11 protein-coding genes and 1 pseudogene are annotated in these 12209 nt (G+C 71.7%); 7 read left to right on the forward strand and 5 right to left on the reverse strand.

The genetic code is table 11. The annotated features are described in order from the left end of the window. Nucleotides 1-11: 11 nt before the first annotated feature. A complete protein-coding gene (locus tag BT341_RS08360) occupies nt 12-914 on the forward strand; it encodes an SDR family oxidoreductase (RefSeq protein ID WP_072481848.1) in 903 nt (300 codons plus the stop codon). Here BT341_RS08360 and BT341_RS08365 read toward each other — a convergent pair. Both BT341_RS08365 and leuA read right to left on the reverse strand, forming a co-directional pair. Beyond that, nucleotides 905-1882: a helix-turn-helix transcriptional regulator gene (locus tag BT341_RS08365; protein ID WP_072475729.1), complete on the reverse strand. Its 978-nt coding sequence runs from the start codon at nt 1880-1882 to the stop codon at nt 905-907. The two genes, BT341_RS08360 and BT341_RS08365, sit on opposite strands and share 10 nt — an antisense overlap. Next, nucleotides 1879-3642, reverse strand: coding sequence for a 2-isopropylmalate synthase (leuA, locus tag BT341_RS08370; protein ID WP_072475730.1), 1764 nt, complete (start codon nt 3640-3642; stop codon nt 1879-1881). Before leuA ends, BT341_RS08365 begins: the two co-directional genes overlap by 4 nt. A 215-nt stretch (nt 3643-3857) precedes the next feature. Here leuA and BT341_RS08375 point away from each other — a divergent pair, with 215 nt between their 5' ends. Then, nucleotides 3858-4238: a hypothetical protein gene (locus BT341_RS08375; RefSeq protein ID WP_072475731.1), complete on the forward strand. Its 381-nt coding sequence runs from the start codon at nt 3858-3860 to the stop codon at nt 4236-4238. A 72-nt stretch (nt 4239-4310) separates the two neighbouring features. Here the strand turns inward: BT341_RS08375 and BT341_RS08380 are convergent, their stop codons facing one another. Further along, on the reverse strand, nt 4311-4901 hold the full coding sequence (locus BT341_RS08380) for a nitroreductase family protein (protein WP_072475732.1): 591 nt from the start codon (nt 4899-4901) through the stop codon (nt 4311-4313). A 229-nt stretch (nt 4902-5130) separates the two neighbouring features. Here BT341_RS08380 and BT341_RS08385 point away from each other — a divergent pair, with 229 nt between their 5' ends. After that, nucleotides 5131-6396 (forward strand): aspartate kinase, encoded by a 1266-nt coding sequence (locus tag BT341_RS08385; RefSeq protein WP_072475733.1) that lies wholly within the window; start codon nt 5131-5133, stop codon nt 6394-6396. Then, nucleotides 6396-7436, forward strand: coding sequence for an aspartate-semialdehyde dehydrogenase (locus BT341_RS08390; RefSeq protein WP_072475734.1), 1041 nt, complete (start codon nt 6396-6398; stop codon nt 7434-7436). The genes BT341_RS08385 and BT341_RS08390 overlap by 1 nt, the downstream gene beginning before the upstream one ends. A gap of 13 nt (nt 7437-7449) precedes the next feature. On the opposite strand, the gene BT341_RS08395 is transcribed toward BT341_RS08390, so the two are convergent. Beyond that, complete coding sequence (locus BT341_RS08395; RefSeq protein ID WP_072475735.1) at nt 7450-8433, reverse strand: hypothetical protein; 984 nt, start codon at nt 8431-8433, stop codon at nt 7450-7452. Nucleotides 8434-8486: 53 nt separating this feature from the next. Between BT341_RS08395 and BT341_RS08400 the strand changes: the two genes are divergently transcribed. The 3 genes and pseudogenes from BT341_RS08400 (at nt 8487) to BT341_RS08410 (ending at nt 10935) form a co-directional block, all read left to right on the forward strand. Beyond that, nucleotides 8487-9266, forward strand: coding sequence for an arginase family protein (locus BT341_RS08400; protein ID WP_072475736.1), 780 nt, complete (start codon nt 8487-8489; stop codon nt 9264-9266). Nucleotides 9267-9356: 90 nt separating this feature from the next. Beyond that, nucleotides 9357-10538, forward strand: coding sequence for an RtcB family protein (locus BT341_RS08405; RefSeq protein ID WP_072475737.1), 1182 nt, complete (start codon nt 9357-9359; stop codon nt 10536-10538). Nucleotides 10539-10555: 17 nt separating this feature from the next. Next, nucleotides 10556-10935: pseudogene (locus tag BT341_RS08410) on the forward strand (hypothetical protein). An 18-nt stretch (nt 10936-10953) separates the two neighbouring features. On the opposite strand, the gene BT341_RS08415 reads toward BT341_RS08410, so the two are convergent. After that, entirely contained in the window at nt 10954-12093 is a 1140-nt protein-coding gene (locus BT341_RS08415) for an MFS transporter (RefSeq protein ID WP_072481849.1), read from the reverse strand. Nucleotides 12094-12209: the final 116 nt, after the last annotated feature.

Consider the following 12209-nt stretch of genomic DNA (forward strand, 5'->3'; position numbering starts at 1 on the left):
CCGTGGTCGGCATGAGCACACTTTCCGGAAAGACCGCCCTGGTCGCGGGCGGCACGCGCGGCGCGAGCCGGGCGATCGCGGTCGAGCTGGGCCGCGCGGGTGCCTTCGTCTACGTCACCGGCCGGTCGACCCGCGCCGGGCGGTCCGAAGTGGACCGGCCCGAGACGATCGAGGAGACCGCGGAGCTGGTCGAGAAGGCGGGCGGCCGGGCGGAGGCGATCCGCGTCGACCACCTGGTGCCGGCGGAGGTCGAGGCGCTGGCGAAGCGGATAGACCCGCTCGACATCCTGGTCGACGGCCTCTGGGGCGGCGACAAGCACCTCGGCTGGGGCAAGCCGGTGTGGGAGCACGACCTGGACGCCGGCCTGCGGATGATCCGCCTCGGCATCGACGCGCACCTGATCACCAGCCACTTCCTGCTGCCGCGGCTGATCGAGCGGCCGGGCGGGCTGCTGGTCGAGCTGACCGACGGCACGGCGGAGTACAACGCGAAGTACCGCGAAGGGACTTCGCTGCCCTTCTACGTGGCGAAGGCGTCGGCGCACCTGCTGGCGATCGGCGAGGCGGCGGAGCTGGCGGCCCACGGCGCGACGGCGGTGGCGTTCACGCCGGGCTACCTGCGTTCGGAGATGATGCTGGACATCTACGGGGTCACGGAGGACAACTGGCGCGACGCGTGCGAGCGGGTGCCGCACTTCGCGATCTCCGAGTCCCCGACGTTCTGCGGCCGCACGGTGGTGGCGCTGGCCTCGGACCCCGATCGGGCGAGGTGGTCGGGCCGGACGGTGAGCAGCGGCCAGCTGGCGAAGGAGTACGAAGTGGACGACGTGGACGGAAGCCGTCCGGACGCGTGGCGGTACATCGCGGAGGTGGCCGACGCCGGTAAACCGGCGGACACGACCGGCTACCGCTGAGCGTTGCGGGCGGCCAGCTCCGCGCCGATCGAGGCGAGGGCCGCCCGGAGTTCCGCCGGTTCCAGCACCTCCACGCCGGGGCTCAACGCCACCAGCTGGCCGAGGCCGATCTCGCCGTCTTCCAGGGCGAGCTCGGCCTCGGCCCAGCCGTCCGCGTCGGGCGAGCCGAGCGAGACCACCGTGTCCGCCAGGTGCTCACCGCCGAACACCCGGCGCAGCTCGCGGACGGCCAGGCCGCTCAGCCGGACCTTGACCCGCAACGGCCGCGCGACCTGCTCGAACGCCGACGAAGACGTCCGCCACCACTGGGCCAGGTCGAAGTCCGCCGGCCGCTCGAACGCGACGTCGCCGGCCGAAGCGCTCAAGATCCGCGACACCCGGTACGTGCGCAACGCGTCGTCCGGCACCACGCGCGCCACGAGGTACCAGACGCCCGCCTTCAACACCAGGCCGAACGGCTCCAGCTCCCGCGAGGCCACCTTGTCGCGGCGGCGGTAGGTGATCGAGAGGCGCCGCTGCGCCCAGACCGCCCGCACCACCGTCGCGAGCGCCGGAGGCTCGTCGGGACCGCCGAACCAGCCCGGCGCGTCGAGGTGGAACCGGCCGGCCACCAGGGCGGCGTGTTCGCGCAGCTCGGCCGGCATCCCGGCCGACACCTTGGCCCGCGCCGCGCTGCCCGCCGTGTCCAGGCCCAGCCCGGCGAGCGCCTCCGGCACCCCCAGCGCGAACAGCGCGACGGCCTCACGCGCGGTGAGGCCGTCGAGCCCCGATCGCCAGCCGTCGACCAGGCGGAAGCCGCCGTGGCGGCCCGGTTCCGTCCACAGTGGAACGCCCGCGTCGCGCAGGGCCGCCAGGTCGCGGTGCATCGTCCGTTCGGAGACGCCCAGTTCGGCGGCGAGCTCCGCGGCGGTCGCGCTGCGTCGCCGTTGCAGCGTGAACAACAGCGCGACCAGCCGCTCGGCTTTCACCGGTTGGCGCGGTTCACCGCCGACACGACCGCGCGCAGCGACGCCGTGACGATCGACGGGTCGATGCCGATGCCCCAGAACACCCGGTCCGAGATCGCGCACTCGATGTACGACGCCGCGCGCGCGTCGTCGCCCGGCGAGAGCGTGTGCTCGCTGTAGTCCAGCAGCCGCAGGTCGAAGCCGACCGTGCTCAACGCGTCGAAGAACGCCGCGATCGGGCCGTTGCCGCGGCCGGTGACCTCGTGCTCGTCACCTTCCACCAGCACGGTCGCGGTGATGTCGTACTCGCCGTCGCCGTTGTCGCGGATGTGCTGGCGGACCAGCTCCAGCGGCGTGTTCAGCTCCAGGTACTCGGTCGCGAACGCGTTCCACATCGTCGTCGGGTCGACCTCGCCGCCCTCGGAGTCGGTGTAGCGCTGGATGACCTTCGAGAACTCGATCTGCAGCCGACGCGGCAGGTCGAGCTGGTGCTCGGCCTTCATGATGTAGGCGACGCCGCCCTTGCCCGACTGCGAGTTCACCCGGATGACGGCCTCGTACGTCCGGCCGACGTCCTTCGGGTCGATCGGCAGGTACGGGACCTCCCACGGGTGGTCCTCGACGGGTACGCCGGCCTTGTCGGCGGCGTCTTTCAGCGCGTCGAGACCCTTGTTGATCGCGTCCTGGTGGCTGCCGGAGAACGCGGTGAACACCAGGTCGCCGCCCCACGGCGAGCGCTCGGGCACCGGCAGCTGGTTGCAGTACTCGACCGTCCGCTTGATCTCGTCCATGTCGGAGAAGTCGATCTGCGGGTCGATGCCCTGGCTGTAGAGGTTCATGCCCAGCGCGACCAGGTCGACGTTGCCGGTGCGCTCGCCGTTGCCGAACAGGCAGCCCTCGATCCGGTCCGCGCCGGCCTGGTAGCCCAGCTCGGCGGCGGCGATGCCGGTGCCGCGGTCGTTGTGCGGGTGCAGCGACAGGATCACCGAGTCGCGGCGGGCCAGGTTCCGGCTCATCCACTCGATCGAGTCGGCGTACACGTTCGGGGTCGCCATCTCGACGGTCGCCGGCAGGTTCAGGATCACCGGCTTCTCGGGCGTCGGCTGCCAGATGTCGGTGACGGCGTTGCAGACCTCGAGCGCGTACGACAGCTCGGTGCCGGTGTAGGACTCCGGCGAGTACTGGAACCGGAAGTCGGTGTCCGGCCGCTTGGCGGCCAGCTCGACGACCATTTCCGCGGCCTGCGTCGCGATCTTCTTGATGCCCTCGCGCTCCTCGCGGAACACCACGCGGCGCTGCAGGATCGACGTCGAGTTGTAGATGTGGACGATCGCCCGCGGCGCGCCGTCGAGCGACTCGAACGTCCGCTCGATCAGCTCGGGACGGCACTGGGTCAGCACCTGGATGCTGACGTCGTCCGGGATGGCGCCTTCTTCGATGATCTCGCGGACGAAGTCGAAGTCCGTCTGCGACGCGGCCGGGAAGCCGACCTCGATCTCCTTGTAGCCCATGCGGACCAGCAGGTCGAAGAACTTGCGCTTGCGCGCGGGCGACATCGGGTCGATCAGGGCCTGGTTGCCGTCACGCAGGTCGACGGCGCACCACAGCGGCGCGCGCTCGATGCGCTTGTCGGGCCAGGTGCGGTCGGGCAGGTCGATGTTCTCGACCAGCTCGTACCACGGCCGGTAGCGGTGGACCGGCATGGACGTGCCGCGCTGCGGGTTCCAGGCGGGCTGGCCGGCGGGCGCCGGGCGGGACGGTTTGCGGATGCGCGAACTCATGAAAGGGATGTCTCCAGATCGACGGGTGCGACCGGCACCACGAAGCCCCGCGACGGGGAGCCGGTCCGGTCAGGCCCCGTCGCGGCAGCGAAGCAGGAGAGCACGCGCCACAGCCTCACCATAACCACGGAACCGTGCGTGAGGGAAGCGGGGCACCTTCTCCTGAGGGTTACCTGTGGGTAGCAATTGGTTCGTCGCCGTGCGAAACTGCGGGCATGGGTGAGCACGCAGAGTCGTCGTCTTCGTCGGCATCGGAGGAGACGCGGGCGTCCCGCCGGGCGCGGGTCGACTGGCGCGGCGCAGGTGGCCGGGCGGCCTCGCTGGTGGCGTCGATCGTCCGCTGGCTCGGGTTGATCTTCGCGGCGCTGCTGGTGCTCCACGTGATCTTCACGGTGGGCTCGGCCAACCCGAACAACGGCATCGTGTCGTTCGTGAAGTCCTGGGCGGACAGCCTGGCGCTGGGCTTCAGCGATCTGTTCACACCGAGTGACGAGAAGCTGCGCGTCTTGGTGAACTACGGCATCGCGGCGGTGTTCTGGCTCGTGGTGTCGGGCATCCTGGCGAAGATCATCCGCCGGGTGGGTGGAGCTTCCTGAGGCTCGGCATCGCGCCGGCCTGCCTCGCCGGCGCGCTTCGCGTGATCGGCTTCAGTGACGCGAGTTGCACGCTCAGACCGCCGGCGTGCCCCACTCGCCGGTGAACGCGAACTCCTCCAGCGGCAGCCGCACCCGCTCGGCCTTCTCCCGTTCGATCCGCCAGTCCTCCCCGAGCACCTCCGGCGGCGCCGGCGATCCCACGGCGATGGCGACCCGGGGCACCGCGTCCTCCGGAAGGCCGAACGCCGCCCGCACCGCGTCCGGCGAGAAGCCCGCCATCTGGTGCGCGACCAGGCCCAGCTCCACCGCCTGCAGCACGAGGTTCTCCGACGCCAGTCCCAGCCCGTACTCCGCGTACGGCACCGTGCCCTTCTCGTTCGTCGTCACCATCACGCCGATCAGCAGCAGGCTCGCGCGGTGCGCCCACGCCTGGTTGCCCGAGTTGAGCGTCGCCAGGATCGCGTCGAACGACGGGGTGCCGCGCACGCCCACCAGGTAGCGCGCCGGCTGGGTGTTGCCGAACGACGGTGCCCAGCGCGCCGCCTCCAGCAGCGCTCTCACCTGGTCCGGAGTCACCGCGCCGGACGGGTCCAGCGCCCGCGGGCTCCAGCGTTCGGCCATCAGGGACGCGATCGGGACGCTCGTCACAGCCGGCTTTCGCATGATCCTGACGATAGCGAGGAGTGCGCTGCATCACTCGGAAGGAAGGGCTCCGCGCATTTCGTTGGCGTTACGGAAGATTTACTTCCGTGCCGCCCGTCCACGGGGTCCGCCCCACGTCAAGAGGGTGGCGGGCCGTCCAACCCCCGGTAAGCTCCAGGTCAAATCATGGGACGCGGGGGCTCTCCGGTGCCCACCAGGGAGCCGCCCGGCCCGTCGAGGAGGTTCGGGCGTGGCCCTCGTGGTCCAGAAGTACGGCGGATCGTCGCTGGAAAGTGCCGACCGGATCAAGCGCGTCGCGGAACGGATCGTCGCCACGAAGAAGGCGGGCAACGACGTGGTCGTGGTCTGCTCGGCGATGGGTGACACCACCGACGAGCTGCTCGACCTGGCGCAGCAGGTCAACCCGGCGCCGCCGGAGCGGGAGATGGACATGCTGCTCACCGCCGGTGAGCGCATCTCGAACGCGCTGGTCGCCATGGCGATCTCGGCACAGGGCGCCGAGGCGTGGTCGTTCACCGGTTCGCAGGCCGGCGTCGTCACGACGTCGGTGCACGGCAACGCGCGCATCATCGACGTGACCCCGAGCCGCGTCACCGAGGCGCTCGAGCAGGGGTACATCGCGCTCGTGGCGGGCTTCCAGGGCGTCGCGCAGGACACCAAGGACATCACCACGCTGGGCCGCGGCGGCTCGGACACGACCGCCGTCGCGCTGGCCGCGGCGCTGAACGCCGACGTCTGCGAGATCTACTCCGATGTGGACGGTGTGTACTCCGCCGACCCGCGGATCGTGCCGGACGCGCGCAAGCTCGACACGATCCCGTACGAGGAGATGCTGGAGCTGGCCGCGAGCGGGTCGAAGATCCTGCACCTGCGTTCGGTCGAGTACGCGCGCCGCTACGGCGTGCCGATCCGAGTCCGCTCTTCCTACAGTGACAAGCCGGGCACGACGGTGACCGGTTCTATCGAGGAGATCCCCGTGGAACAAGCCCTGATCACCGGTGTGGCGCACGACCGCTCCGAAGCCAAGATCACGGTCACCGGGGTGCCGGACCACACCGGTGCCGCGGCCCGGATCTTCCGCGTGATCGCCGACGCCGAGATCGACATCGACATGGTGCTGCAGAACGTGTCCAGCACCGTCTCGGGCCGCACCGACATCACGTTCACGCTGTCGAAGGCCAATGGCGCCAAGGCGGTCAAGGAGCTGGAGAAGGTCAAGGCGGAGATCGGCTTCGAGTCGGTGCTCTACGACGACCACGTCGGCAAGGTGTCGCTGGTCGGCGCCGGGATGCGCTCGCACCCGGGTGTCACGGCGACGTTCTGCGAGGCGCTGGCCAACGCCGGCGTCAACATCGAAATCATCAACACCTCGGAGATCCGCATCTCGGTGCTGATCCGGGACGCGCAGCTCGACGAAGCCGTGCGCGCGATCCACGAGGCGTTCGAACTCGGCGGCGACGAAGAAGCCGTCGTCTACGCGGGGAGTGGTCGCTGATGGCGGACGGGCTGCGGGTCGGAGTGGTCGGCGCGACCGGCCAGGTCGGCGCGGTGATGCGGAAGCTGCTGGCGGAGCGGGAGTTCCCGGTCGCCGAGCTGCGGTACTTCGCTTCGGCGCGCTCGGCGGGGTCGAAGCTGCCGTGGCGCGACACCGAAATCACGGTCGAGGACGCGGCGACGGCCGATCCGTCCGGTTTGGACATCGCGCTGTTCTCGGCGGGCGGGTCGACCTCGAAGGCGCAGGCGCCCCGGTTCGCCGCGGCGGGCGTCACGGTGATCGACAACTCCTCGGCGTTCCGGATGGACCCGGACGTGCCGCTGGTCGTCAGCGAGGTCAACCCGGAGGCCGTCAAGGAGGCGCGCAAGGGGATCATCGCGAACCCCAACTGCACGACGATGGCGGCGATGCCGGTGCTGAAGCCGCTGCACGACGAGGCCGGGCTGGTCCGGCTGGTGGCGTCGACGTACCAGGCGGTGTCCGGCAGCGGGCTGGCCGGCGTGGACGAGCTGGCGGGCCAGGTGAAGGCGGCGGCGGAACACGCGTCGCTGCTGACGCACGACGGCGCGGCGATCGAGTTCCCGAAGCCGGAGAAGTACGTCCGCCCGATCGCGTTCAACGTCCTGCCGATGGCCGGGTCCATTGTGGACGATGGTGAGCTGGAGACGGACGAGGAGAAGAAGTTCCGCAACGAGAGCCGCAAGATCCTGAGCATCCCGGGCCTCGGCGTGTCCTGCACGTGCGTGCGCGTGCCGGTGTTCTCGGGGCACTCGATCTCGGTGAACGCGGAGTTCGAGCGCCCGCTTTCGGTCGAGCGCGCGACGGAGCTGCTGACCCACGCGCCGGGTGTCGAGCTGTCGGAGATCCCGACCCCGCTGCAGGCGGCGGGCAACGACCCGAGCTACGTCGGCCGCATCCGGGTGGACCAGGGCGTCGAAGGCGGCCGAGGCCTGGCGCTGTTCATCTCGAACGACAACCTGCGCAAGGGCGCGGCGCTGAACGCGGTGCAGATCGCGGAGCTGGTCGCGCAACAGCTCTGACGCGCTGGAGCCGTCACGCGTCCCGGGACGCGTGACGGCACGCCTGCGCGCGCAGGGCCGCGAACTGCTTGACGGGGTCCGTGGATCGCTTGACGTCGGTCGTGAAGTGCCAGACGTACCCGTCGGCGTGGCCGCCGAGCCGCCGGAACTGCGCGACGGCTTCGTCGTGGCGGCCGTTGTGGTGCAGCGCGTAGATGGCGTAGCCGCGGTCTTCCCGGGTGCACGGGTGCTGGGCGCCTTCGCCGTCCAGCCAGGGCAACGCCGCGCCGAGGGCCTCCTGGACGTACCGGCTGCGCCAGATCGGGTTGCCCTCCATGGCCATCTCGAAAGCCGCCCGCAGGGGCATCGGCGTCAACGACGGCGCCATCGCCGCCGCCCCGGACGCGAAGTCGAGCAAGCGTTCTTCGGTGCCGTGCCACTTCGGGCACCAGTAGCGCAGGGCGCGGTCGTGGCCGGGCCGGTGGGCGGCCGCGCGGACGAGCAGGCCGGACCAGATCCCGTCGAAGGGCTGGTAGCGGACCTCGAGCCCGGTGGCGACGGAGACGAGGGTCGCCCACGGCGTCGGGTCGGCTTCGGCGAGTCCGGCCGCCTTCCAGGCCGTGTCGCGGGCGTGTTCCAGCAACTGGAAGAAGGGTCCGAACTGCTGCCTGCTGGTGAGCCGGGCGCGCGCACTGCCCCGCCGCTGCCACGCCAGGGCGACGAAGGTCTCCGCCTGCACGACGGTGGCGTCGGGATCGCCGTCCCGTTCGGCGAGCCAGTCGCGCAGCCACTGCCGTTCCGTGGTGGCGGCGGTGGCGAGCGCGCCGACCGCGGCGGTGCGCCGGTCCCAGTCCCCGTGCCGCGCGGCGACGAGCCCGGCCGCGGGGTGCCAGTCTCCGGCGAGCGCGGCGGCGACGGCAGCGGCCAGCTCGGGGTCGGCGTAGTGCGGATCGGCGGTCAGCTCGCCGTCCGGGACCATCCCCCGGGCGGCCGGTCCGGGGCCGGGCAGCAGGCGCATGGCGGCTGATTCTCCCGGAGCGCTCCGGGCGCCCGGCGGGGGATACTCGGCTGATGCCCCGGTTGATCCTCGCCCCGTCCGACTCCGGCCGCCGCGATTGGCGGATGGGCGCCGGCCCCACCGATCTGCTGCGCCACGGCGCGGACCGTCGGCTGGGGGCCGAGGTCGTCACCGTGGACGGGTCCTACGACGAGGTCCAGCGGGCGGTCGCCGACGAGGTCACGCGCGCGGTCGCGGACCGTGTCGCGCCGGTCGTGCTGGCCGGCAACTGCGGCGCGTCGGTCGGCGTCGTGGCCGGGTGGGCCGCGTCCGACGACCTGGCGGTGGTGTGGCTCGACGCGCACGGCGACCTGAACACTCCCGAGACGACGACCTCGGGTTTCGTCGACGGCATGGCGCTCGCCATGCTGACCGGCCGCTGCCCGGCGGCGCTCCCGGAGTTCCGCCCGGTCCCCGACGAACAGGTCCTGCTGGTGGGCGCGCGCGACCTCGACCCCGCGGAGCGGGCCGTGCTGGACGAGTCCGCCATCCGCCTGCTCCCGGCCCGGGCGGCGGAGGTCGCCCGCGCGGAGCTGCCCTCACGCGTGCGGCGGGTGCACCTGCACGTCGACCTGGACGTGCACGATGCCGAACGCGCCGGCCGGGCCAACGAGTTCGCGGTGCCCGGCGGTCCCGACGCGGCCGAGGTCCGCGACGTCGTCGAGGCGGTCAGCGCCCGCTGGCCGGTGGTGAGCGCGACCTTCGCGGCGTACGACCCGGCGGCGGACACCGAGGGGACGATCCGCGCGGCGGCCCTGCGGCTGATCGAGCTGGTCGGCGCCAAGCTCACCTGAGTCATCCACAGTGGACGATCCGAAAACACCTTGTCCGATCCGGCGCCGAGCGGGATCCTAAGCCCGGCAAGCAAGTCAAGGGGAGGAACCATGTACACCGCCGTCGGCGGCGCGCGCGTCCCGATCCGGATGTGGGCTGATCCCGCTTCGGTCGAAGAGCAGGCCATGCGGCAGCTGCACAACGTCGCCAACCTGCCGTGGGTGCACGGCGTCGCCGTGATGCCCGACGTCCACTACGGCAAGGGAGCGACCGTCGGCAGCGTCATCGCCATGCGCGACGCCGTCTCGCCCGCCGCCGTCGGGGTCGACATCGGGTGCGGGATGAGCGCTGTCCGGACGTCGCTCACCGCGAAGGACCTGCCGGACGACCTCGGGAAGCTGCGCCGGCGCATCGAAAGCGCCGTGCCGGTCGGATTCGGGCTGCACAAGACGCCCGTCAACCCGGCCAAGGTGCACGGCGTCGGTGGCTGGGACGCCTTCTGGGACGGCTTCCGCCACCTGCACGAGGGCGTCCAGGACCTGCACGACCGGGCCGCGCGGCAGATCGGGAGCCTCGGCGGCGGGAACCACTTCATCGAGGTGTGCCTCGACCAGGCCGACGGCCGCGTGTGGCTGATGCTGCACTCCGGCTCGCGCAACATCGGCAAGGAGCTCGCCGAGCGGCACATGGCCGTCGCGCGCAAGCTGCCGCACAACGCCGACCTGCCCGACCGGGACCTCGCCGTCTTCGTCGCCGGCACGCCCGAGATGGCGGCCTACCGGCGGGACCTGTTCTGGGCGCAGGACTACGCGGCGCGCAACCGCGCCACGATGGTCGCGCTCGTCAAGCAGGCGGTCCGGGACGAGCTGCCGCACGTCACCTTCGACGACGCCATCTCCTGCCACCACAACTACGTCGCCGAGGAGACCTACGACGGCGTCGACGTGCTCGTCACCCGCAAGGGCGCGATCCGCGCCGGATCGGGTGACCTCGGGATCATCCCGGGCAGCATGGGGACCGGTTCGTACATCGTCCGCGGGCTCGGGAACGACTCGTCGTTCCGGTCGGCGTCGCACGGCGCGGGCCGCCGGATGTCGCGTACCAAGGCGAAGAAGCTGTTCAGCGCCGAGGACCTCGCGGCGCAGACGGCCGGTGTCGAGTGCCGGAAGGACTCGGGTGTCGTCGACGAGATCCCCGCGGCCTACAAGGACATCGACGCGGTGATCCAGGCGCAGACGGACCTGGTCGAAGTGGTCGCGCACCTCAAGCAGGTGGTCTGCGTCAAGGGCTGAGGCGGTACCTTGGCGCCATGACGAGGCGGGGAACGACGGCCGCGCTGCTGGCCGCGGCCGGGCTGCTGCTGGCCGGGTGCGACCAGGTCAGCGACGCGGTCGACCAGGGCGGCCGCGCCGCGGACAAGGTGAGCGCGTGCACCGAGGCACTGGGCTTGGCCGACCTGAACCCGCTGGTCGACCCGGCCAAGCTCAAGGCACGCGCCGAAGACAGGAGAAGCGGCTGCGCGAGCTGGCCGGGAACGTCCAGGACCAGGACGTCAAGAAGGCGCTGCTCGGCATGGCCGACTCCTACGTCGAGGTGCAGAAGGAACGCATCGAGGACGCCGGCGTCGTGGCCCAGTGGATGCAGCGCAACGTCAAGAAGCTCGACGCCCTCCGCGCGGCCTGCGGCTGACCGGCCGCGGCAGGCTCGCTAGCCGCGGCCGGTCAGCGCCGGGACCGGTTCCGGGTCCGGGCGGCGGGACCGGCGGTGCAGCAGCCCGGCGGACGCGATCACCAAGCCGCCGGCCCCCGCCGCGGCGAAGCCCCACGCCGGGCTCGAGTGGTCGATCGCGAAGCCGACCACCGGGCTGCCCAGGGCCAGGCCGAGCCGCGTCGCCGCGTCCTGCAGCCCCATCGCTTCCCCGCGGACCTGCGGCGGGGCGATGCGGCTGACCGTTTCGGTGGTCGCCGCCAGCGTCGGCGCGCAGACCAGGTTCGTCGGGATCAGCACCAGCGTCAGCAGCCACCACGGCCGGTCGGCCAGCCCGACCGGGATCACGAGCAGCGCGAGCAGCAGCATCAGCACGCCCTGCGGCAGCGACCGCTTGACCGCGCCGTGCACGATGCCGCCGGTGATCGACGCCGCACACATCACCGCGATCACCAGCCCGGTCACGCCGATGTCGCCGTTCGAGCGCAACGCGGCCAGCGTCGCCAGCTCGGTGCCGACCAGCACGAACAGCGCGCCGCCGGCGACCAGCAGCGTCGCCATCAGCCGTCCGGTGAGCCAGCTGCGCAGCGGCGGCCGGGCGGCGACGACGCCGGGCTCCGCCGCTTCGCGGATCGGCGGGTCGACGAGCCAGATCAGCAACGCCGTCACGCCGAACAGGACACCGAGCGCGCTGAGCGTGAAGGTCGGGGACAGCGTCGTGATCGCCGCGATGCCGATCGCCGGGCCGACCATGAACGTCGCTTCGATGGAGATCGTGTCGAGCGAGTACGCCGCACGGCGCTCCTCGGCCGGGACGAGCGTGGCCAGGACCTGCCGGGCCAGCGAGCCGGCCGGCACGGACAGCATGCCGGCCGGGACGGCGACCGCGGCCAGTGCTTCGTAGGGCAGGTGGGGCGCGGCGACCCAGAACAGCGTCGTGCCGATCCCGCAGACGGCGACGACCGGACGCAGCCCGTACCGGTCGAGGCAGCGGCCGAGCACGGGCGCGCCGACGGCCATCCCGAGGGTGACGCCGGCGCCGACCAGGCCGGCGGCGCCGTAGCCGCGGCCGAGGCCGGTGACGATGTACAGCGTCATCAGCACGCCGTTCATGGTCATCGGCAGCCGCGCCAGGAACATCAGCGTCATCGTCGACGGGACGCGGGGAACGGCGAGGACCCGGCGGTAAGGCTGCAGCGGCACGTCGTCGATGAGAACTCAAGGTGGTACGCGCGTGCAAGTTATTTCCCGGGCTA

Origin of the sequence: Amycolatopsis australiensis (assembly GCF_900119165.1) — a bacterium.
Lineage (GTDB): Bacteria > Actinomycetota > Actinomycetes > Mycobacteriales > Pseudonocardiaceae > Amycolatopsis > Amycolatopsis australiensis.

What these genes read in the sequence shown, in the direction of transcription:
- BT341_RS08360 (WP_072481848.1), top strand. Translation starts at nt 12, where the DNA reads ATGAGCACACTTTCCGGAAAGACCGCCCTGGTCGCGGGCGGCACGCGC.
- leuA (WP_072475730.1), bottom strand. Translation starts at nt 3,642, where the DNA reads ATGAGTTCGCGCATCCGCAAACCGTCCCGCCCGGCGCCCGCCGGCCAG.
- BT341_RS08375 (WP_072475731.1), top strand. Translation starts at nt 3,858, where the DNA reads ATGGGTGAGCACGCAGAGTCGTCGTCTTCGTCGGCATCGGAGGAGACG.
- BT341_RS08380 (WP_072475732.1), bottom strand. Translation starts at nt 4,901, where the DNA reads ATGCGAAAGCCGGCTGTGACGAGCGTCCCGATCGCGTCCCTGATGGCC.
- BT341_RS08390 (WP_072475734.1), top strand. Translation starts at nt 6,396, where the DNA reads ATGGCGGACGGGCTGCGGGTCGGAGTGGTCGGCGCGACCGGCCAGGTC.
- BT341_RS08395 (WP_072475735.1), bottom strand. Translation starts at nt 8,433, where the DNA reads ATGCGCCTGCTGCCCGGCCCCGGACCGGCCGCCCGGGGGATGGTCCCG.
- BT341_RS08400 (WP_072475736.1), top strand. Translation starts at nt 8,487, where the DNA reads ATGCCCCGGTTGATCCTCGCCCCGTCCGACTCCGGCCGCCGCGATTGG.
- BT341_RS08405 (WP_072475737.1), top strand. Translation starts at nt 9,357, where the DNA reads ATGTACACCGCCGTCGGCGGCGCGCGCGTCCCGATCCGGATGTGGGCT.
- BT341_RS08415 (WP_072481849.1), bottom strand. Translation starts at nt 12,093, where the DNA reads ATGTTCCTGGCGCGGCTGCCGATGACCATGAACGGCGTGCTGATGACG.